Raw genomic sequence first — 19,264 nt, 5'->3', positions numbered from 1 at the left:
GTGATGTTCATCACGTTTTGTCGCAAATTGCACCGAGATCGCCCAAGGCCGTGTCACAAACGGTCGCGACTATAATCGGGGCACCGTGAAGCCAGATCGAGAGCCCATGTCCGTCCCCCCCGCGCTGCATGCCCTGGACGCCCGCCGTTCGGTCCCCGCCAAGCAACTCGGCGAGCCCGGCCCCGACCCGGCGACCCTGATGCGGATGCTGAGCTCGGCCGTACGCGTGCCCGACCACGGCAAGCTGGTGCCCTACCGCTTCCTGCGGATCACCGGCGATGCGCGTCACAGTCTGGGTGCGTTCCTGGCCGAGCGCGCCGTCCAGCGCGACCCCCAGGTGTCGCCGGCCCAGCTGGACAAGGACCGCCAGCGTTTCTCCCATGCCCCGCTGATCATCACCGTCATCGCCAGCCCGCGCCCGAACCCCAGGGTGCCCGAGGCCGAACAGCTGATGACCGCCGGCTGCGTCTGCTTCGCCCTGCTGCAGGCCGCGCAGGCGCTCGGCTTCGGCGCGCAGTGGCTGACCGCCTGGATGGCCTTCGACCCGTCCGTGCACGCCCACCTGGGCCTGGCCGAGGGCGAGCAGATCGCCGGCTTCATCCATATCGGCACGCCGAAGACCGCGGTTCCCGAACGCGAGCGCCCGGATCCGGCCGCGCTGCTGCAGGACTGGGAGGGCTGAGATGTCCGCCCTTGCCGCCGGCCCCGTCATGGCGCCCCCGCCGCTGCGTGCGCCGCTGTACCTGGTCGACGCCAGTCTGTACGTGTTCCGCGCGTGGCATTCGATGCCCGATGAGTTCCAGGATCAGCAGGGCTGGCCGACCAATGCCGTGCACGGCTTCGCGCGCTTCCTGCTCGACCTGCTCGAGCGCGAACGCCCCGCCAACATCGCCATCGCCTTCGATGAAGCCCTGGACAGCTGCTTCCGGCACCGGATCTACGCGGCCTACAAGGCCAACCGCGACCCCGCGCCGGACGCGCTGCGCCGCCAGTTCGCCCACTGCAAGGCGCTGTGCACCGCGCTCGGCCTGGCGGTGCTGGCCCACCACGAGTACGAGGCCGATGACCTGATCGGCAGCGCCCTGCACGCGCGCCGCGATGCCGGCATGCGCGGGGTGATCATCTCCGCCGACAAGGACCTCTCGCAGCTGCTGTTCGAGCATGACGAACAGTGGGATTACGCGCGCAATCAGCGCTGGGGCATGGCCGGTGTCAAAGCCCGCCACGGCGTGCATGCGCACCAGATCGCCGATTACCTGGCCCTGTGCGGTGATGCGGTCGACAACATCCCCGGCGTGACCGGCGTGGGCGCCAAATCCGCTGCGGTGCTGCTGGCCCATTTCGGCAGCCTGGACGTGCTGTACGAGCGTCTGGATGAAGTGCCCTTCCTGCGCCTGCGCGGCGCGGCGCAGATGGCCGTGCGGCTGCGCGAACAGCGCGAGCATGCGCTGCTGTGGCGCCAGCTGACCACCATCGCGCTGGATGCGCCGCTGGACGGTGCCGCCGTCGATTTCAGCCGGGGCGTGGCCGATGCACAGATGCTGCAGGGCCTGTGCGATGCACTGCGGTTCGGGCCGTTGACCCGGCGCCGCCTGTTCACCGCCGCCGGCCTGTCCGATTCCTCTTCCATTGCCAGCGAGTTCGCATGAGCCCCACTACGCAAGCCCCCAAGGTCGTTTTTGAAGGCAAGTACCAGCGCATGGTCGTGCGCGGCACGTGGGAGTACAGCGAGCGCACCCACGCCGGCGGTCTGGCCGCGATCATCATCGCCGTCACCCCGGACGACACGGTGCTGTTCGTCGAACAGTTCCGCGTCCCGCTGCAGGCCAGGACCATCGAGATGCCGGCCGGTCTGGTTGGCGACATCGATGCCGGCGAGTCGATCGAGGTCTCGGCCGTGCGCGAGCTGGAGGAAGAAACCGGCTGGACCGCCGACCACGCCGAGGTGCTGATGATCGGCCCGACCTCCTCTGGGGCCAGCAGCGAAAAGATCGCCTTCGTGCGTGCCACCGGCCTGCGCAAGGTCGGTGAGGGCGGTGGCGATGCCAGCGAAGACATCACCGTGCACGAGATTCCGCGCGCCCGCGCCGCCGCCTGGCTGGTCGAGAAAATGGGCCAGGGTTACGAGCTGGACGCCAAGCTGTGGGCTGGCCTGTGGATGATCGAACACCACCTGGACGGCACCCCGCGTGGCTGATGCGTTTGCCCCTCCGCACACGGGTGCGTCACTGCTCGGGCCGTCCGACCCGGCACCGTTCACCGTGCATCAGGCGCAGGGTCGCTCGTCGTATCTGCTGATCGCCGACCACGCCGGCCAGCGGGTGCCGGCGGCCCTGGCCGACCTTGGCCTGCCGCAGGCCGAGCTGGACCGTCACATCGGCTGGGACATCGGCATCGCCGGCGTCACCGTGGAACTGGCGCGCCTGCTCGATGCGTGGGCGATCACGCAGACGTACTCGCGGCTGGTGATCGACTGCAACCGGCCGCTGGCTTCGCCCACGCTGATGCCGGCGGTCAGCGATCTCACCGTGGTTCCCGGCAACCAGCGCCTGTCCGTGCTGCAGCGCCAGCAGCGCATCGACGCGATCCATGCGCCCTACCATGCACGCATCGATGCCGAGCTGGACACGCGCCAGGCGCAGGCCCGGCCGACGTTGCTGGTGATGATGCACAGCTTCACCCCGGTGATGAACGACGCTGTGCGGCCTTGGCATGCCGGCGTGCTTTACCACCGGGACACGCGTTTTGCGCTTGCGCTGCTGCAGGCGCTGCGCGAGGAAGGCGACCTGGTGGTGGGCGACAACCAGCCCTACGCGGTCAGCAGCACCAGCGACTATGCCGTGCCGGTGCATGGCGAAGGCCGCGGGCTGGTGCACGTGGAGCTGGAGATCCGCCAGGACCTGATTGCCGATGCCGCCGGGCAGTCGGCGTGGGCGCAGCGCTTGGCCCGCATCTTTACTGCACTGCAGCCGCAGCTGGACGCCTTGCCGCCTGTGTAGGGCGTACTGTCGACCGGTACTGGTAGTGCCGGCCGCTGGCCGGCAACCGCAGGTCACGCCAAGGTCGGCGTATCCATCCACGGAAACGCGCGGTATCCCCGTATTTCCAGCGCGATGCCGGCGGCCTGGAACGGCGCGGCAATGGCAGCGGCACGCATGCGTTCCAGGTCACGCCCGAGGTCCATCGGCAAGGCGCGGCACCATGCCAGCGCCTGGCCCACCGGAACATCCAGCACCGCTGCAACGATGCGGGCAGCGTCCTTCACCATCGATGCCGGGCACTGCACCAGCGCCAGATCGAACGTGGCGAAGATCCCCGGTCCGACGCCGCGCACGCGCGCGGCCTGCTGGTCTTCCACGGATGCCTGGTCCAGGGCTTCATCGATGCCCGCCACCTGCGCGAACGCGTCGTACTCGCTGTAGTACGCCAGCGCCTGCGCGTAGTCATCCAGTGTGGACAGTGGACGCTGGCGCTTCTGCACCTCCAGCACATCGGCGAAGGTGGCGGCCTCCAGATACGTGCTCAGCGCATGCTGGGCGGCGAATGCTTCCACGCGGGCGTCGTCATGCTCAGCGTCATGGTCGGACAACCAGAACACGGCATCACGTTCGTCGCCGTCGGTGGCATAGACCCAGCCATACCGGTCCCACACCTCCCGATCGTTGCTGCATCCCGCGATCGCCTCAAGCGTCTGGCCCAGGCTGAGCAGATTGGTCATCGCCTTATCCTTCACTCGCGCACACCGGTGCCGGCGTCGCCGCATCGTGCTGCGGCCGCAGCCACAGCGCCACGCCCACACCCAGCAGCGCGAACAACGCCGCACCGTACTGCGCATGGATCATGCCCTGCAGCGCCGCCTCACTGCTGGCGCCGGTGCTGCCACGACCCGCATTGGCCAACATCACCAGCAACGCCAGGCCCAGCGCGCCGCCAATCTGCTGCGCCGTGGCGGCCATGCCCGAGGCCACGCCCTGCTGCGCGGCCGGCACGCCCTGCCCGGCCACGATCCACATCGCCGTCCAGGTGATGCCCTGACCGAGGCTGAGCACCACGATGCCCGGCAGCAGTGCCCAGTAGGTCGCGCCATACGGCAGCGCGACGGCGACCGCGGCGATGCCGATCGCGCCCGCCAGCATGCCCACCGTCAGCACCTGGCGCGGCGAACGCTGCGCGAGCATGCGCTCGGCGATGCGGATGCCAAACGTGCACACCAGGGTCGGCGGCAGGAACGCCAGGCCCGCCTGCAGCGCGCTCCAGCCGTAGCCATCCTGGTAGTACAGCGCCAGGAAGTAGTACTGCACGCCGTAGCTGCTCATGAACAGCATCGTCAGCAGCATCGCCGCACGCAGACTGCGCAGGCGCAGCAGCGCGAACTGCATCAGCGGGTCGCGGCTGCGGCGTTCGATCTGCACGAAGGCGGCCAGCATGACTGCCGACACGACCAGGCAGATCAGCGTGCGTGGTGCCAGCCAGCCCCACTCCGGACCCTGCACCAGGGTGGTCACCAGCAGGCTGCCGCCGAGGGTCACGGTGAGGCAGCCGGCCAGATCGAACGAGCGGCCCGCCAGCGGCGCGGGATCGCGCGGCAGCCACCAACCGCCGAGCAGCGCGCAGCCGCCGGCGAACGGCACGATCACCAGCAGGACCGAGGCCCAGCCGAAGCTCTGGGTCAGCACGCCACCGAGCAGCGTGCCCAAGGCCAGGCCGCCGGCGCTGGCCATCGACCAGATCGCCAGCGCGCGGTTGCGCGGCGCACCTTCGGCGTAGATCGTGTTGATCAGCGCCAGCGTGGCCGGGAACAGCAACGCCGCGCCGATGCCCTGCACCGCGCGGGCCGCGATCAGCAACCACGCAATGTTGCTGAACCCGCCGACCAGCGAGGCCAGCGCGAACAGCGCCATGCCCAGCCGATAGACCCGGCGGCGACCCAGCAGGTCGGCCGCACGGCCGCCAAGCAGCAGGCACCCGCCGAACGCCACCGTGTAGCCGCTGACGATCCACTGCAGCTGCTGGGCATTGATGCGCAGCTGCGCGCCCATCTCGTGCAGGGCGACGAAGATGATCGTGGAGTCCAGCGCGATGATCAGCTGGGCGGTGGCCAGCAAGGCCAGGGCCAGGCGCGGAAATGCGGGCGCCGGCGCGCCAGCGGGGGACAGGGGGGAGGTCATGCCGACTCGGTACTGCGTAAGAAGGTGGGCAGTCTCATTGATGACGCTGCAGAAATAAACCCGGATACTTCGATATCTGTCATGCATATCCGCATGAATCGGAGAAATCCATGGACCTCAACGCCGTGCGCATGCTGGTGCAGGTGGCCGACGCACGCAGCTTCACCGTCGCCGCCGGGCAGCTGGGCATCAGCCAGTCCGGGCTGTCGCGGGCGATCAGCCGGCTGGAGAGCGCGCTGGGGGTGCGGCTGCTCCACCGCAACACCCGCAACGTCAGCCTGACCCCGGATGGCCGCCAGTTCGTCGAGCACTGCGCGCCGCTGCTGAGTGGGCTGGAGGATGCCGAGCGCCGGCTGGGCGATCGCCCCTCCACGCCCTCGGGCGTGTTGAAACTGACGGCGCCCTCGATGTTCGGGCGCAAGGTACTGGTGCCGCTGGCCGGGCAGTTGATGGCGGCGCACCCGCAGCTGCAGTTCGAGCTGGTGCTCAACGACCGGCTGGTCGACCTGGTCGAAGAAGGCTTCGATGCCGCACTGCGCACCGGGCCGATCAGCGACGTGCGCATGGTGGCGCGGCCCCTGCGGCCGTTGCACTGGGTCACGGTCGCCTCCCCCGCCTACATCGTGCAGCACGGGGAACCGGCCACGGTCGATGCGCTGCACGATCACGCCTGCCTGGCGGTGCGCAATCTGCGCAGCGGGCGGCTGGTGGATTGGCAGTTCCGCGAGGCCGAGGGCCAGCTGCGCGAGTTCACGCCGCCGGCGCGGATGGTGTTCGACAGCGGCGATCCGCTGGTGGAAGGCGCGCTGGCCGGGATCGGCATCGTGCAGGTAATGGATTTCGCGGTGGCCGATGCGTTGGCCGACGGGCGGCTGCAGCGGGTGCTGCAGCCCTTCGAGGGCCGCAGCCGGGTGCTGTCGCTGGTCTATCCACCCTCACGGCAGGCCTCGCCGAAGCTGCAGGTGCTGGCGGAGGCGTTGTTGGGCGGTGATTGGTAACCCGCCGCATCACGACCAACGGTCGTGATCTACCGCATGGTGTACGGGGCGATGGCGGTCACGACCAACGGTCGTGATCCACCGCATGGTGCACGGGGCGATGGCGATCACGACCAACGGCCGTGATCCACCGCGCGACGTCAGGGGGTGAGCCGGTAGGTGCCGACCGTTGGTCGGCACGCCTCCATCAACCCGCGAACCGATCCGTCGCGCGCACCAGCGCGTCGACGTTCTCGGCTTCGAAGGCGGAGTGGCCCGAGGCCGGGCTGATCTCCAGCGTCGAGTTCGGCCACGCCTTGTGCAGTTCCCACGCACTCTGCAGCGGGCAGACCACGTCGTAGCGGCCGTGCACGATCACGCCGGGAATATCGGCGATGCGGTGCGCGTCGCGCAGCAGCTGTTCTTCCACCTCGAAGAAGCCGCCGTTGACGAAGTAGTGGTTCTCGATGCGGGCGAAGGCCAGCGCGAACTGCGGGTCCTGGTGGCTGTTCACGAAGTCGTCGTCCACGTGCAGGAAGCTGGTCGCCCCTTCCCACACGCTCCACGCCTTGGCCGCGGCCAGGCGGGTGGCTTCATCGTCGCTGGTCAGGCGGCGGTGGAAGGCGGAGATCAGGTCGTGGCGCTCCACGGCCGGGATCGGCTTGAGGTAGTGTTCCCACGCATCCGGGAACAGACGGTTGGCGCCTTCCTGGTAGAACCACTCCAGCTCCCAGCGGCGCAGCATGAAGATGCCGCGCAGCACCAGCTCGGTCACGCGCTGCGGGTGGGTCTGCGCGTAGGCCAGCGCCAGCGTCGAGCCCCAGCTGCCGCCGAACACCTGCCAGCGCTCCACCTTGAGGTGCTCGCGCAGTTTCTCGATATCGGCGACCAGGTCCCAGGTAGTGTTGTCGACCAGGTCCGCGTGCGGCGTGGAGCGGCCGGCACCGCGCTGGTCGAACAGGATGATCCGGTACTTGGCCGGGTCGTGGAACTGGCGCATTTTGTCGCTGCAGCCGCCGCCCGGGCCACCGTGCAGCATCACCACCGGCTTGCCGTCGGGATTGCCGCACTGCTCGAAGTACAGCGTGTGGCGGTCATCGACCTTCAGGGTGCCGACGTCGTAAGGGGTGATGGCGGGATACAGCGTACGCATGACAGGAACTCCGTGTGGAATGACAGTCGCCGCATCACGCTGCGCGGCGGCCCGGTGGACAGGTCATTCTAGCCCCGGGGTCGCATCAGGGCCGGCACGCACTCAGGCGGGCAGACAGCCCAGGCTCACCCGGTCACGCTGTTCCAGATCGTGCTCGGTGGCGACCGACTGGAAACCGGCGTCCCGCAGCAGCGCGCGGATCGCCTCGCCCTGGTCCCAGCCGTGTTCGATCAGCAGCCAGCCGCCGGGAAGCAGGTGCGCTGTCGCACCGTCGATGATCTGGCGGATGTCGTCCAGCCCATCAAGGCCGGAGGCCAGCGCGGTGGCCGGTTCAAAGCGCAGGTCGCCCTGGGCCAGGTGCGGGTCGTCGCTGGCGATGTACGGTGGATTGGTCGCGATCAGATCGAAGCGCTCACCCGTCAGCGGGGCGTACCACGCGCCCTGCCGGAAGCTGACGTTGCCCAGTGCGTGGCGCTGCGCGTTGCGTGCCGCGACCGCCAGGGCCGCCTCACTGAGGTCGGTCGCGACCACCTGGGCCTGCGGGCGTTCGCTGGCCAGCGCCAGCGCGATCGCGCCACTGCCGGTGCCAAGGTCCGCGACCCGCAAGGCGGTAGCTTCGGGCAACCGTGTCAGCGCCAGCTCGACCAGCAGCTCGGTCTCCGGGCGCGGGATCAGGGTGGCGGGGCTGACCTCCAGATCCAGGGTCCAGAAGCCGCGGCGGCCCAGCAGGTACGCCACCGGCTCACCGGCCAGGCGTTTGGCCAGCAGCGCCTCGAACGCCGCCACCTGCGCCGGCTCGACCGGATCGGTGGCATGCGCGAACAGCCAGCTGCGCTCGCGTTCCAGCACCTGCAGCAACAGCAGCTCCGCTTCGTGCCGGCCTTCCACGCCGGGCAGGCGGGTGGCGGCATCGGCGAGCAGCTGGCGGACGTGTGGCGGGGTGGCGGTCATGGCGGGACGGAGCAGCATCGGGGCGCGCAGTGTAGTGCACCGGCCCCTGCGCCCCGGGTGCGCGCGACGGCCGTCCGCGACCGGCAGCATGATTGAATCAAGGCATGGCAAATCACATATGCATGCATATGCACTATCGATTTCCGGCTGCTATCGGGCCGTATCGACACCGCGTTGCCTGCGATCGTTCAGCTTTCCCTCGCGACGGATATGCAGAAGCTATTGCACTGATCACGCATCCCGGCGCGCTGGTCATTGCGCTGCAACGGTTCTGACGGATCTGGCCCTCACCCTTCATCGCAGGATCAGACGATTTTGATAGTCTATGACTATCGTATAGATGCAATCAATGGATTGTCCTTATGGGAATGGAGCCGCTAACCTGTGTTGGTCGCTTCACCCACCCCCTTCACCAAGAGGAACAACGATGTCGCTCATCAACACCCAGATCCAGCCGTTCGAAGCCAACGCCTACCAGAACGGCGAGTTCATCAAGGTCTCCGACAGCACCCTGAAGGGTCACTGGTCCGTGCTGATCTTCATGCCGGCCGCGTTCACCTTCAACTGCCCGACCGAGATTGAAGACGCCGCCGATCATTACGCCGAGTTCCAGAAGGCTGGCGCCGAGGTCTACATCGTCACCACCGACACGCACTTCTCGCACAAGGTGTGGCACGAAACCTCGCCGGCCGTCGGCAAGGCCCAGTTCCCGCTGGTCGGCGATCCGACCCACCAGCTGACCAACGCCTTCGGCGTGCACATTCCGGAAGAAGGCCTGGCCCTGCGCGGCACCTTCATCATCAACCCGGAAGGCGTGATCAAGACCCTGGAGATCCACTCCAACGAGATCGCCCGTGACGTCTCCGAGACCCTGCGCAAGCTGAAGGCTGCCCAGTTCACCGCCGCCAACCCGAACCAGGTGTGCCCGGCGAAGTGGAAGGAAGGCGAAAAGACCCTGACCCCGTCGCTGGACCTGGTCGGCAAGATCTAAGCCGCTCCTCACCCCCATCCCCGCCCGCCGGGGATGGGGGTGAACCCAAGCCGGTGCCCCACGCGCCGGTTTCGGTTCACCCCCATGTCGCGCAGATGCACCCGCGGGGTGCGTCGACGCTGCCCCCTTGCCTGATTCAAGGAGTTTTTCGATGTTGGATGCCAACCTCCAGTCCCAGCTGAAGACCTATCTGGAACGTGTCACCCGTCCGATCCAGATCACGGCGCACGTGGATGACGGCGCCAAGTCGCAGGAAATGCTCGAGCTGCTGAACACGCTGACCACGCTCTCCACGCAGATCCGCCTGGACGTGCGTCGCGACAGCAGCGAGCGCACGCCCTCGTTCGCGCTGACCACGCCGGGCCAGGACATCCATCTGGCCTTCGCCGGGCTGCCGATGGGCCATGAGTTCACCTCGCTGGTGCTGGCCCTGCTGCAGGTCGGTGGTCACCCGTCCAAGGCCACCGCCGAGCTGATCGAGCAGGTGCGCAATCTCGAGGGCGAGTACCGCTTCGAAACCTATTTCTCGCTGTCCTGCCAGAACTGCCCGGACGTGGTCCAGGCACTGAACCTGGCGGCGGTGCTGAACCCGCGCATCCAGCACGTCGCGATCGACGGCGGCCTGTTCCCGGCCGAGGTCGAAGCGCGCCAGATCATGTCCGTGCCGACCGTGTACCTCAACGGCGAGGTGTTCGACCAGGGTCGGATGTCGCTGGAGCAGATCGTGGCCAAGCTCGACACCGGCAGCAGCAAGCGCGATGCCGAGAAGCTCAGCGCCAAGGCGGCCTTCGATGTGCTGGTCGTCGGCGGTGGCCCGGCCGGCGCGGCCGCGGCGATCTATGCCGCACGCAAGGGCATCCGCACCGGTGTGGCGGCCGAACGCTTCGGTGGCCAGGTGCTGGACACCATGGCGATCGAGAACTTCATCTCCGTCAAGGAGACCGAAGGTCCGAAGCTGGCCGCCGCGCTGGAACAGCATGTGCGCGAGTACGAGGTGGACATCATGAACCTGCAGCGCGCCACCGCGCTGGTCCCCGCCGGCGATGACGGTCTGGTCGAGATCAAACTGGAGAACGGCGCGTCGCTGAAGTCGCGTTCGGTGATCCTGTCCACCGGTGCGCGCTGGCGCCAGATGAACGTGCCCGGCGAAGATCAGTACCGCAACAAGGGCGTGGCGTACTGCCCGCATTGCGACGGTCCGTTGTTCAAGGGCAAGCGCGTGGCGGTGATCGGCGGTGGCAACTCCGGCGTGGAAGCGGCGATCGATCTGGCGGGTCTTGTGACGCATGTGACCCTTCTGGAATTTGATGACAAACTGCGGGCCGATGAAGTACTGCAGAAGAAGCTGCGCAGCCTGGGCAACGTCACCATCATCACCAGCGCCCTGACCCAGGAAGTGCTGGGCGATGGCCAGAAAGTGACGGGCCTGGTCTACCAGGACCGCGTCGGTGGCGATTCGCACCGGGTGGAACTGGAAGGCATCTTCGTGCAGATCGGTCTTCTGCCGAATACCGAATGGTTGAAGGACACGGTGGCGCTGTCACCGCGTGGCGAGATCCTGATCGATGACCGCGGCCAGACCAGCGTGCCGGGTGTCTTCGCCGCAGGCGATTGCACAACCGTTCCGTACAAGCAGATCGTCATCGCGATGGGCGCCGGTTCCACTGCGGCACTGAGCGCCTTTGATCACCTGATCCGCACCTCCGTTCCCAAGAGCAGCGGCGCTGTCGCCGAAGCTGCCTGAAACGTTTCGGTTCCCGGTTCGCCGGGAACCTTGTCTGTCTGCTGGGTAGCCACGCCATCACCCGGTCCATTGCCGTGAGAGGTCCAAGGAAATGAACCTACGTGATTTGAAGTATCTGGTGGCGCTGGCCGACCACCGCCATTTCGGCAAGGCGGCCGCCGCCTGCTTCGTCAGCCAACCCACCCTGTCCACCCAGATCCGCAAGCTCGAGGACGAGCTGGGTCTGCCGCTGGTGGAACGCGCACCGCGCAAGGTCATGCTGACCCCGGCCGGGGTGGAAGCGGCCGCGCGTGCCCGCACCATCGTGGCCGAAGTGGAGCAGATGAAGGAAGCCGCGCGGCGCAGCCGCGATCCGGAAGCCGGCACGGTGCGGTTGGGCATTTTCCCCACGCTGGGCCCGTACCTGCTGCCGCATGTGATCCCCAACATCCGCGAACGCTTCCCGCAGCTGGAGCTGCTGCTGGTGGAGGAAAAGAGCGACGAGCTGCTGGCGCGCCTGCGCGAAGGCAAACTGGATGCGGCGTTGCTGGCGCTGCCGCTGGACGATGACCAGCTGCACGCGGAGTTCCTGTTCGAGGAGCCCTTCCTGCTGGCAGTCTCCGGGCAGCATCCGCTGGCGCGCCGCCAGCATCTGGATGTGCAGGAGCTGTCCTCGCAGAAGCTGCTGCTGCTCGAAGACGGGCATTGCCTGCGTGACCAGGCGTTGGCGGTCTGCCGGTTGTTCGGTGCCAACGAAAAGTCGGAGTTCCGCGCGACCAGCCTGGAAACGCTGCGGCAGATGGTGGCCGCCGATGTGGGCATCACCCTGCTGCCAACCCTCTCGGTCAAACCACCGGTGCCGCGTTCGGAGAACATCCGCCTGCTGGATTTCAGCGGCGATGACCGTCCCAGCCGCCGCATCGCGATGGCCTGGCGCCGCAGTTCGGCGATGACCGGCTTCCTGGAGCAGCTGGCCCAGCAGTTCAAACGACTGCCCCAGGGCCTGTTTGCGCTGGAGACCACCGATGTCCCGGACAACGGTGAGACACGCAGCGCCCGCGCAGGCTGAGCCGGACTGAACCGTCCGGCGGGGCCGATCCCCCGGACGGGTCGCATCCGTCTACGATTGTCAGCACAATAGGACGAGGCGGTGCCAGCAGGCGCCGCCTTTTTGCATGGGTCTTCCACAAACGCAAGGAGCTACACCATGTCCACTTCCAGCGGACTGCCCCCTTCGATCATCGTTTCAAGTCACGACATGGACCGCCTGGACGCCATGCTCGAGTCTCCCGCCGTCAGCCAGACCCCCGCCGGGATCGCCCTGGCTGAAGAACTCAACCGGGCGACCGTTGTGGCGCCGGACCAGGTTCCCGAGGGCACCGTCATGATGCATTCGCGCGTGGAGTGCGAAGATGAGCTGCAGAACGAGAAGCACGTTCTGACGCTGGTCTATCCGCGTGAAGCCGATGTTGAACAGGGCAAGGTATCCATCCTGGCACCGGTGGGCACCGCCCTGCTTGGCCTGTCGATCGGCCAGACCATGGATTGGGTGGCACCGGGCGGGCGCAAGCTGCGCCTGCGGGTGACCGCCGTCCATCACCAGACCCACGCCTGATCCTGCCTGCTGCGATCCGCGCAGGTTCCACCGTTTCGTCCCAGGAGTTGCAATGAGCACCGTTTCGCTGTCCAAACTCTCCCAGCTGCGTGATCTGTCCGTGGTGGTTGCCGATACCGGCGACTACGAGGCGATCAAGCGCTTGAAGCCGGTCGACTGCACGACCAACCCCACCCTGGTGAAGAAAGCGCTGGACCTGCCGGTATACGCCGATCTCATCGAGAGCGCGCTGGCCTGGGGCCGCGAGCAGGCGGGCGAGCGCGAGGCGGTTGTCCACGCGGTGGCCGATCGCCTGACTGTGGGCGTAGGCACCCTGCTCAGCACCCTGGTGCCGGGCCGGGTTTCCACCGAGGTCGATGCCGACCAGGCGCACGACACCGCGGCCACGGTGGCCAAGGCGCGCCAGTTCATCGCCATGTACGACGCGGCCGGCGTGCCGCGCAGCAAGGTGCTGATCAAGATCGCGGCAACCTGGGAAGGCGTGGAAGCGGCACGTCAGCTGCAGGCCGAAGGGATCGACTGCAATCTGACGCTGATCTTCAATCCCACCCAGGCGCTGGCCTGCAGCGAGGCCGGGGCGTTCCTGATTTCGCCGTTCGTGGGCCGCATCCTGGATTGGTACGTGGCCAACGGCCAGGCGCCAGCCAGCATCGATGAAGACCCGGGCGTGGTGTTCGTGCGCGGCGTGTATGCCGAGTTCAAGCGCCGTGGTTCGCCGACGGTGGTGATGGGTGCGTCGTTCCGTTCGACGGCGCAGATCGAGGCGCTGGCCGGCTGCGATCGCCTGACGATTTCGCCGGACCTGCTGGAGGCGCTGGACGCCGATCATGGCCAGCTGCCGCGCAAGCTGGTGGCCGGTGCGGCCGAGTCGGTGCAGGTGACGCCGATCGATGCGGCGCGCTTTGCGGCGGATCTGGCGGCCGATCCGATGGCGACGGAGAAGCTGGCCAGCGGCATCGATGCGTTCGCCAAGGATCTGGAGGCGTTGCGGCAGACGATCCGCGAGCGGCTGTAAGCGCTGGCGGTTGGCTGGCTGTACGACAAAAGGCCCCGCTCATGCGGGGCCTTTTGTTTTTGGCGCGTACGGCAACGGCAACGGCAACGGCTCACTTTCGTTGGGGTTGGCGCGGTGTGGGTGCGTTGGGAAGAGCACGGGCAAGGAGCGTCGAGCAATGGTGCGAAACGCAGGTGACGAATCTGGTAGAGCCGACCGTTGGTCGGCTTCCTCCGCTATCAGGCGTCCACGCCGATGGGGCAGCTGACGCCGGTGCCGCCGATGCCGCAGTAGCCGTTGGGGTTCTTGGCGAGGTACTGCTGGTGGTAGTCCTCGGCGTAGTAGTACGCGGGCGCGGGGAAGACGAGCTCGGTGGTGATGGCACCGTAGCCGCTGTCGTTGAGGCGCTGCTGGTAGGCGTCGCGGCTGGCCAGGGCAGCGTCGTGCTGGGCCTGGGTGGTGGCGTGGATCGCGGAGCGGTACTGGGTGCCGGTGTCGTTGCCCTGGCGCATGCCCTGGGTGGGGTCGTGACTTTCCCAGAAGACCTGGAGGAGGCGCTCAAGCGGGACGATGGCGGGGTCGTAGACGACCTCGACGATTTCGGTGTGCCCGGTGAGGCCGGAGCAGACTTCTTCGTAGGTGGGGTTCGGGGTGACGCCGCCGGCGTAACCGACCGAGGTCGAGTAGACGCCGGGGATGGTCCAGAATTTGCGCTCCGCGCCCCAGAAACAACCCATGGCGAAGCGGATGCGCGCCAGGCCGGTGAAGCTGTCTTTCAGCGGGTGGCTGTTGACGTAATGCTGGTTGTGCAGCAGCGGCAGGGGCTGGTCGCGGCCCGGCAACGCTTCTTCCGGGCGCGGCAGGCGCTGCTTGAAGGCGCCGATGCCCAACAGACCGTTTCCAATACCCAACATGGCGTTCTCCTAGGCCGGCAACAGGCCGGCGCTTTCGTCTCCGTCGAATATGGGGTCGTCCGGGGCCGCGCCCAAGTCCAGTTGGGCAACGATGTCTTCCGCTTCGGGACGGGCCAGATCGGGGACGCACACGCGCAGGACGCCGAACAGCGGGAGCTCGCCCATGCCCCCCAGCAGCGATTCACCGAAGACGAAGGCGGGGATGCCGGCGTCCTCCAGGGCGTGTTTGACCAGATGGGCGTCGAACAGGTTGTCGGCCTGGTAGATCACGTGCATGGGTGGGCTCCGGAGGGCATGGGCCCAGCATACGCCCGGGGGCTGAAGGCGTCCCGACCCGCGGCGGTCATCTTCCAGGCGCCGGCGGATCCGGTCGTGCCGGCCGCTGGCCGGCTCCGGATATCGCCGGCACTGTGCAGCGCCGGCCAGCGGCCGGCACTACCGAATCTTTGCCAGGTCATGAGGAGCCGACCAGCGGCCGGCACTACCGAATGCGTCTGGAGGGGAGCCCCCTGAGTCAGGGGGCGGCGCCGAAGGCGCGGGGGTCTGGGTGATGGTGAGATGGGGCCCGCGGTTTGCGCAGCAAAACGTGGGGCGACAGCGCGAATGCGGTGGCGCGTCCCCCGACAGGCTAAACTGTTGGTCTTTCTGCCTTTTAACTGCGACCGCGCATCATGTCCGAGTCTACCGCCGCCCCCACCGACGCCCTTCCGGAAACCCAGGAAAAACGGGATTTCATCCGTCAGATCGTCCGCGAGGACCTGGCCGCCGGCAAGCATGCCGCGATCAAGACGCGCTTCCCGCCCGAGCCCAACGGCTACCTGCATATCGGCCACGCCAAGTCGATCTGCCTGAACTTCGGCATCGCCGGTGAGTTCAACGGTGTGTGCAACCTGCGCTTCGACGACACCAACCCGGCCAAGGAAGATCCGGAGTACGTGGCCGCGATCCAGGACGATGTGCGCTGGCTGGGCTTTGAGTGGAACGAGCTGCGCCATGCCTCGGATTACTTCGATGCCTATTACCTGGCCGCGCAGAAGCTGATCACCGATGGCAAGGCCTATGTGTGCGACCTGTCGGCCGAGGAAGTGCGCGCCTACCGCGGCACCCTGACCGAGCCGGGCCGCCCGTCGCCGTTCCGCGAGCGCAGCGTCGAAGAAAACCTGGATCTGTTCCGCCGCATGCGCGCGGGCGAGTTCCCGGATGGTGCACGTACCCTGCGCGCCAAGATCGACATGGCCAGCGGCAACATCAACCTGCGCGACCCGGCGCTGTACCGGATCAAGCATGTCGAGCACCAGAACACCGGCACTGCGTGGCCGATCTACCCGATGTACGACTTCGCGCATGCGCTGGGCGATTCCATCGAAGGCATCACCCATTCGCTGTGCACGCTGGAGTTCGAAGACCACCGCCCGCTGTACGACTGGTGCGTGGACAACGTCGATTTCGCCCACCACGATGCGCTGACCCAGCCGCTGGTCGATCGCGGCCTGCCGCGTGAAGCCGCCAAGCCGCGCCAGATCGAATTCTCGCGGTTGAACATCAACTACACGGTGATGAGCAAGCGCAAGCTGATGGCGCTGGTCACCGAGCAGCTGGTGGATGGCTGGGAAGATCCGCGCATGCCGACCCTGCAGGGCCTGCGTCGTCGTGGCTATACCCCGGCCGCGATGCGCCTGTTCGCCGAGCGCGTGGGCATCAGCAAGCAGAACTCGCTGATCGATTTCAGCGTGCTCGAAGGCGCGCTGCGCGAAGACCTCGACAGTGCCGCCGCGCGCCGCATGGCCGTGGTGGATCCGGTCAAGCTGGTGCTGACCAACCTGCCCGACGGTCACGAAGAAACCCTGACTTTCTCCAATCACCCCAAGGACGAGGCGTTCGGGACCCGCGAGGTGCCGTTCGCACGCGAACTGTGGATCGAACGCGAGGACTTCGCCGAGATCCCGCCCAAGGGCTGGAAGCGCCTGGTGCCGGGCGGCGAAGTGCGCCTGCGCGGGGCCGGCATCATCCGCTGCGATGAGGTCATCAAGGACGCCGAGGGCACCATCACCGAGCTGCGTGGCTGGCTGGACCCGGAATCGCGCCCGGGCATGGAAGGCGCCAACCGCAAGGTCAAGGGCACCATCCATTGGGTCAGCGCCGTGCACGCGGTACCGGCCGAGATCCGCCTGTACGACCGCCTGTTCTCGGTGGCCAACCCGGACGATGAGTCCGAGGGCAAGACCTACCGCGATTACCTCAACCCGGACTCGCGCCGCACCGTAACCGGCTATGTCGAACCGGCCGCGGCCACCGCTGCGCCGGAACAGTCGTTCCAGTTCGAGCGGACCGGCTATTTCGTCGCCGATCGCCGCGATCACACCGCAGCCACGCCGGTGTTCAACCGCAGCGTGACCCTGCGCGATACCTGGTCGGCGTAAGCTGGCTGTGGCCGGTGCCGGGCACCGGCCGCCTGATGTCACCTGCGCGACCCTGCCATGGCAGGGCCTGCGCTCCAGCTCCCCTGCGACCGGCGCAGCCCTGCGCCGGCGTGCGCGTGGCCGCGTTCAGCGCGGGCACGGCGTCCCTACGCGCGGCCCGATACACTGCCGCTGCTCCATCTTTGAAGAGGTTCATGTCCCGATGCTGTACGCGCAAGTCCATCTCACCCTGCCCGCCTGGATCCACGACCAGATCGATCTGGGCCGTGTCTATCCCGAGGATGCCGACAAGGTCGCGCTGGCGATCGAACTGTCGCGCCTGAATGTCGAGGCGCAGACCGGTGGCCCCTTCGGCGCCGTGGTGTTTGGGCCGGACCATCGTGTGATCGCCGCCGGCGTGAACCGCGTGGTCCCGCATACGACCTCGCTGGCGCATGCCGAGAACATGGCCTACATGCTGGCCCAGCAGCGCCTGCAGACCCCGCGCCTGAACGATGTGCTGTCGCCGATCACCCTGGCGACCTCCTCCCAGCCGTGCTGCCAGTGCTACGGCGCCACCATCTGGGCCGGTATCGATCGGCTGCTGATCGGTGCCAGCGCACAGGACGTGGAAGAACTCACCCCGTTCGACGAGGGTCCGCTGCCGGCGGACTGGATCGGCGAACTCAACAAACGTGGCATCGAGGTCGTGCGCGACATCGAGCGCGACGCCGCGCGCGCGGTCCTGCGCCAGTACGGAGAGATCAACGGTGCCCATTACTGATATCCGCGCTTCAGGCGCGATGCGATGAGCGGCCTGCTGTGTCTGTGCCGCCAGGGCTTTGAACCGGAACTGGCCGCCGAGCTCTCCGAGCGGGCGGCGTATGCCAACGTGGCCGGCTATGCGCGCACCCAGCGCAATGACGGCTACGTGGTGTTCGTCACCGAGGAGGGCGCGGCGCTGTCCAAGGCCTTGTCCTGGCGTTCGCTGATCTTCGCCCGGCAGAAACTGCAGGTGCTGGCCGAGCTGCCGCAGCTCGATGCCGCCGACCGCATCACCCCGATCATTGCCGCGCTTCAGGGGCAGCAACGCTTCGGCGACATGTGGGTCGAGCATCCGGACTCGGACGAAGGCAAGCCGCTGGCTGGGCTGGCCCGCGCGTTCGGCAACGCACTGCGCCCGGCGCTGCGCAAGGCCGGCCTGCTGACCGACAAGCCGAACACCGGCCTGCCGCGCCTGCACATCGTGTTCGTCGATGGTCGTCATGCGTTTGTGTGCGTGGCCGATACCCGCGACAGCGCGCCGTGGCCGCTGGGCATCCCGCGCCTGAAGCTGCTGCCCGATGCGCCTTCGCGCTCGGCGCTGAAGCTGGATGAAGCCCTGCTCACCCTGATGACGCCGGACGAGCGCGAGCTGCTGGTCAAGCCGGGCATGCGCGCGGCCGATCTGGGCGCTGCACCGGGTGGCTGGACGTGGGTGTTGACCCGCCAGCACGTGAAGGTGATCAGCGTGGACAACGGCCCGTTGCGCGAGCACGTGCTGGAGACCGGCCTGGTGGAGCACCTGCGCGCCGACGGCTTCCACTGGCAGCCGGAGACCCCGCTGGACTGGATGGTCTGCGACATGGTCGAACAGCCGCGCCGCGTGGCCGAGCGCATGGCCACCTGGTTCCGCGAGGGCTGGTGCAAGCACGCGATCTTCAACCTCAAGCTGCCGATGAAAAAGCGCTGGGATGAAACCCGCCTGTGTCTGGAGCTGTTCCAGGAACAGGCCGGCAAACCGCTGCACCTGCGCGCCAAGCAGCTGTATCACGACCGCGAAGAAATCACGGTGCTGGCTTCGCCGCTGCGCTGACCCAGGCGCAGCACCGGTAGCGCCGGGCCATGCCCGGCTGGCCGCGCAACGCGCGACAATGATCGAAGCACGCGCCGGGTACCCGGCGCCCCACGTCATGTACGGAGTTTCCATGCGACGCCGATCCCGCCTCACCCTGCTGCTGTCCCTGGTGTCCCTGCTGCCCACGCTCGCGCTGGCCCAGGTCCACACCCCATCGCCAGCCGTCAGCGAACCGCTGCGCGAGGTGCCGGCCAGCGTGCGCGCGCAGCCGCTCTCGCAGGGTGAGGTGACCCATCAGGTGACGCTGGCCGCACCGGCCGGCGAAGCCGCGGTGACGGTGCGTTCGGTGCAGCCGGTGAGCGTGGTGGGTCAGTACCGCATCGCGTTCGCGGCGCTGGATGTCGACGGCGACGGCTTCATCAGCCGCGCCGAGGCGCAGGCCAACCCGACGCTGGCCGATGAATTCAACGCGCTGGACGTGAAGCGGCGCGGCACGCTGGACCGCGCCGATCTGGCCGGCTGGCTGATCGACTGAGCGTGCC

The 19,264-nt window shown here is 67.6% G+C and carries 20 protein-coding genes; 14 read left to right on the top strand and 6 right to left on the bottom strand.

The features are described 5' to 3' along the window. Window positions 1-106: 106 nt before the first annotated feature. Genes ABE422_RS13230 through ABE422_RS13215 form a run of 4 tightly spaced genes read left to right on the top strand, consistent with a single transcriptional unit; the run spans window position 107 to window position 2,999 of the window. Window positions 107-682, top strand: coding sequence for a nitroreductase (locus tag ABE422_RS13230; RefSeq protein WP_346483133.1), 576 nt, complete (start codon window positions 107-109; stop codon window positions 680-682). Between the two features lies 1 nt (window position 683). Next, window positions 684-1,649, top strand: coding sequence for a 5'-3' exonuclease H3TH domain-containing protein (locus ABE422_RS13225; protein WP_313212194.1), 966 nt, complete (start codon window positions 684-686; stop codon window positions 1,647-1,649). Next, window positions 1,646-2,197, top strand: coding sequence for an NUDIX hydrolase (locus ABE422_RS13220; protein WP_313212192.1), 552 nt, complete (start codon window positions 1,646-1,648; stop codon window positions 2,195-2,197). Before ABE422_RS13225 ends, ABE422_RS13220 begins: the two co-directional genes overlap by 4 nt. Then, window positions 2,190-2,999, top strand: coding sequence for an N-formylglutamate amidohydrolase (locus tag ABE422_RS13215; RefSeq protein ID WP_346464508.1), 810 nt, complete (start codon window positions 2,190-2,192; stop codon window positions 2,997-2,999). Before ABE422_RS13220 ends, ABE422_RS13215 begins: the two co-directional genes overlap by 8 nt. Window positions 3,000-3,052: 53 nt before the next feature. On the opposite strand, the gene ABE422_RS13210 is transcribed toward ABE422_RS13215, so the two are convergent. Both ABE422_RS13210 and ABE422_RS13205 read right to left on the bottom strand, forming a co-directional pair. Further along, entirely contained in the window at window positions 3,053-3,718 is a 666-nt protein-coding gene (locus ABE422_RS13210; protein ID WP_313217292.1) for a hypothetical protein, read from the bottom strand. A gap of 4 nt (window positions 3,719-3,722) precedes the next feature. Then, the gene (locus tag ABE422_RS13205; RefSeq protein WP_346483132.1) at window positions 3,723-5,168 is read right to left on the bottom strand and encodes an MFS transporter; all 1,446 of its coding nucleotides are present in this window, start codon (window positions 5,166-5,168) and stop codon (window positions 3,723-3,725) included. Between the two features lie 110 nt (window positions 5,169-5,278). On the opposite strand from ABE422_RS13205, the gene ABE422_RS13200 reads away from it, so the two are divergent. Beyond that, window positions 5,279-6,166, top strand: a complete 888-nt coding sequence (locus tag ABE422_RS13200) for a LysR family transcriptional regulator (protein ID WP_313212187.1) — start codon at window positions 5,279-5,281, stop codon at window positions 6,164-6,166. Window positions 6,167-6,353: 187 nt separating this feature from the next. Here the strand turns inward: ABE422_RS13200 and pip are convergent, their stop codons facing one another. Both pip and prmC read right to left on the bottom strand, forming a co-directional pair. Continuing rightward, a complete protein-coding gene (pip, locus tag ABE422_RS13195; RefSeq protein WP_313212186.1) occupies window positions 6,354-7,298 on the bottom strand; it encodes a prolyl aminopeptidase in 945 nt (314 codons plus the stop codon). Between the two features lie 102 nt (window positions 7,299-7,400). Then, window positions 7,401-8,249: a peptide chain release factor N(5)-glutamine methyltransferase gene (prmC, locus tag ABE422_RS13190; protein WP_346483139.1), complete on the bottom strand. Its 849-nt coding sequence runs from the start codon at window positions 8,247-8,249 to the stop codon at window positions 7,401-7,403. Window positions 8,250-8,676: 427 nt separating this feature from the next. Between prmC and ahpC the strand changes: the two genes are divergently transcribed. The 5 genes from ahpC (at window position 8,677) to ABE422_RS13165 (ending at window position 13,593) form a co-directional block, all read left to right on the top strand. Next, the gene (gene ahpC, locus ABE422_RS13185) at window positions 8,677-9,240 is read left to right on the top strand and encodes an alkyl hydroperoxide reductase subunit C (protein ID WP_121044636.1); all 564 of its coding nucleotides are present in this window, start codon (window positions 8,677-8,679) and stop codon (window positions 9,238-9,240) included. 151 nt (window positions 9,241-9,391) lie between these two features. Beyond that, window positions 9,392-10,984 (top strand): alkyl hydroperoxide reductase subunit F, encoded by a 1,593-nt coding sequence (gene ahpF / locus ABE422_RS13180; RefSeq protein ID WP_313212185.1) that lies wholly within the window; start codon window positions 9,392-9,394, stop codon window positions 10,982-10,984. 91 nt (window positions 10,985-11,075) lie between these two features. Further along, on the top strand, window positions 11,076-12,032 hold the full coding sequence (gene oxyR, locus ABE422_RS13175; RefSeq protein ID WP_313212184.1) for a DNA-binding transcriptional regulator OxyR: 957 nt from the start codon (window positions 11,076-11,078) through the stop codon (window positions 12,030-12,032). 138 nt (window positions 12,033-12,170) lie between these two features. After that, window positions 12,171-12,578: a nucleoside diphosphate kinase regulator gene (gene rnk, locus ABE422_RS13170; RefSeq protein ID WP_313212183.1), complete on the top strand. Its 408-nt coding sequence runs from the start codon at window positions 12,171-12,173 to the stop codon at window positions 12,576-12,578. Between the two features lie 52 nt (window positions 12,579-12,630). Beyond that, the gene (locus ABE422_RS13165) at window positions 12,631-13,593 is read left to right on the top strand and encodes a transaldolase (RefSeq protein ID WP_346483131.1); all 963 of its coding nucleotides are present in this window, start codon (window positions 12,631-12,633) and stop codon (window positions 13,591-13,593) included. A gap of 218 nt (window positions 13,594-13,811) precedes the next feature. On the opposite strand, the gene msrA is transcribed toward ABE422_RS13165, so the two are convergent. Beyond that, a complete protein-coding gene (gene msrA, locus ABE422_RS13160; protein ID WP_313210261.1) occupies window positions 13,812-14,465 on the bottom strand; it encodes a peptide-methionine (S)-S-oxide reductase MsrA in 654 nt (217 codons plus the stop codon). Between the two features lie 30 nt (window positions 14,466-14,495). Beyond that, window positions 14,496-14,762, bottom strand: a complete 267-nt coding sequence (locus ABE422_RS13155; protein WP_102789560.1) for a DUF2007 domain-containing protein — start codon at window positions 14,760-14,762, stop codon at window positions 14,496-14,498. A gap of 395 nt (window positions 14,763-15,157) precedes the next feature. Here ABE422_RS13155 and ABE422_RS13150 point away from each other — a divergent pair, with 395 nt between their 5' ends. The 4 genes from ABE422_RS13150 (at window position 15,158) to ABE422_RS13135 (ending at window position 19,257) form a co-directional block, all read left to right on the top strand. Then, window positions 15,158-16,906, top strand: coding sequence for a glutamine--tRNA ligase/YqeY domain fusion protein (locus ABE422_RS13150; protein ID WP_346466289.1), 1,749 nt, complete (start codon window positions 15,158-15,160; stop codon window positions 16,904-16,906). Between the two features lie 202 nt (window positions 16,907-17,108). Continuing rightward, a complete protein-coding gene (locus ABE422_RS13145) occupies window positions 17,109-17,669 on the top strand; it encodes a nucleoside deaminase (RefSeq protein WP_123728403.1) in 561 nt (186 codons plus the stop codon). Window positions 17,670-17,693: 24 nt separating this feature from the next. Then, window positions 17,694-18,740 carry a 23S rRNA (cytidine(2498)-2'-O)-methyltransferase RlmM gene (gene rlmM, locus ABE422_RS13140; RefSeq protein ID WP_313210104.1) on the top strand — a complete coding sequence of 349 codons (1,047 nt, stop codon included), beginning with the start codon at window positions 17,694-17,696 and terminating at the stop codon, window positions 18,738-18,740. Between the two features lie 112 nt (window positions 18,741-18,852). Next, window positions 18,853-19,257 (top strand): EF-hand domain-containing protein, encoded by a 405-nt coding sequence (locus tag ABE422_RS13135; RefSeq protein WP_313219951.1) that lies wholly within the window; start codon window positions 18,853-18,855, stop codon window positions 19,255-19,257. Window positions 19,258-19,264 lie beyond the last annotated feature (7 nt).

The organism is Stenotrophomonas sp. TWI1151, assembly GCF_039673135.1.
Classification (GTDB): domain Bacteria; phylum Pseudomonadota; class Gammaproteobacteria; order Xanthomonadales; family Xanthomonadaceae; genus Stenotrophomonas.
The sequence above is the reverse complement of the archived record's forward strand: the minus strand, read 5'-3'. Positions and strand labels throughout refer to the sequence as shown.

Coding starts and splice junctions, on each gene's coding strand:
- ABE422_RS13225 (WP_313212194.1), top strand. CDS start 684: ATGTCCGCCCTTGCCGCCGGCCCCGTCATGGCGCCCCCGCCGCTGCGT.
- ABE422_RS13200 (WP_313212187.1), top strand. CDS start 5,279: ATGGACCTCAACGCCGTGCGCATGCTGGTGCAGGTGGCCGACGCACGC.
- oxyR (WP_313212184.1), top strand. CDS start 11,076: ATGAACCTACGTGATTTGAAGTATCTGGTGGCGCTGGCCGACCACCGC.
- ABE422_RS13145 (WP_123728403.1), top strand. CDS start 17,109: ATGCTGTACGCGCAAGTCCATCTCACCCTGCCCGCCTGGATCCACGAC.
- ahpF (WP_313212185.1), top strand. CDS start 9,392: ATGTTGGATGCCAACCTCCAGTCCCAGCTGAAGACCTATCTGGAACGT.
- ABE422_RS13210 (WP_313217292.1), bottom strand. CDS start 3,718: ATGACCAATCTGCTCAGCCTGGGCCAGACGCTTGAGGCGATCGCGGGA.
- ABE422_RS13230 (WP_346483133.1), top strand. CDS start 107: ATGTCCGTCCCCCCCGCGCTGCATGCCCTGGACGCCCGCCGTTCGGTC.
- ABE422_RS13155 (WP_102789560.1), bottom strand. CDS start 14,762: ATGCACGTGATCTACCAGGCCGACAACCTGTTCGACGCCCATCTGGTC.
- ABE422_RS13135 (WP_313219951.1), top strand. CDS start 18,853: ATGCGACGCCGATCCCGCCTCACCCTGCTGCTGTCCCTGGTGTCCCTG.
- rnk (WP_313212183.1), top strand. CDS start 12,171: ATGTCCACTTCCAGCGGACTGCCCCCTTCGATCATCGTTTCAAGTCAC.
- pip (WP_313212186.1), bottom strand. CDS start 7,298: ATGCGTACGCTGTATCCCGCCATCACCCCTTACGACGTCGGCACCCTG.
- prmC (WP_346483139.1), bottom strand. CDS start 8,249: ATGACCGCCACCCCGCCACACGTCCGCCAGCTGCTCGCCGATGCCGCC.
- ABE422_RS13220 (WP_313212192.1), top strand. CDS start 1,646: ATGAGCCCCACTACGCAAGCCCCCAAGGTCGTTTTTGAAGGCAAGTAC.
- ABE422_RS13150 (WP_346466289.1), top strand. CDS start 15,158: ATGTCCGAGTCTACCGCCGCCCCCACCGACGCCCTTCCGGAAACCCAG.
- ahpC (WP_121044636.1), top strand. CDS start 8,677: ATGTCGCTCATCAACACCCAGATCCAGCCGTTCGAAGCCAACGCCTAC.
- rlmM (WP_313210104.1), top strand. CDS start 17,694: ATGAGCGGCCTGCTGTGTCTGTGCCGCCAGGGCTTTGAACCGGAACTG.
- ABE422_RS13165 (WP_346483131.1), top strand. CDS start 12,631: ATGAGCACCGTTTCGCTGTCCAAACTCTCCCAGCTGCGTGATCTGTCC.
- ABE422_RS13205 (WP_346483132.1), bottom strand. CDS start 5,168: ATGACCTCCCCCCTGTCCCCCGCTGGCGCGCCGGCGCCCGCATTTCCG.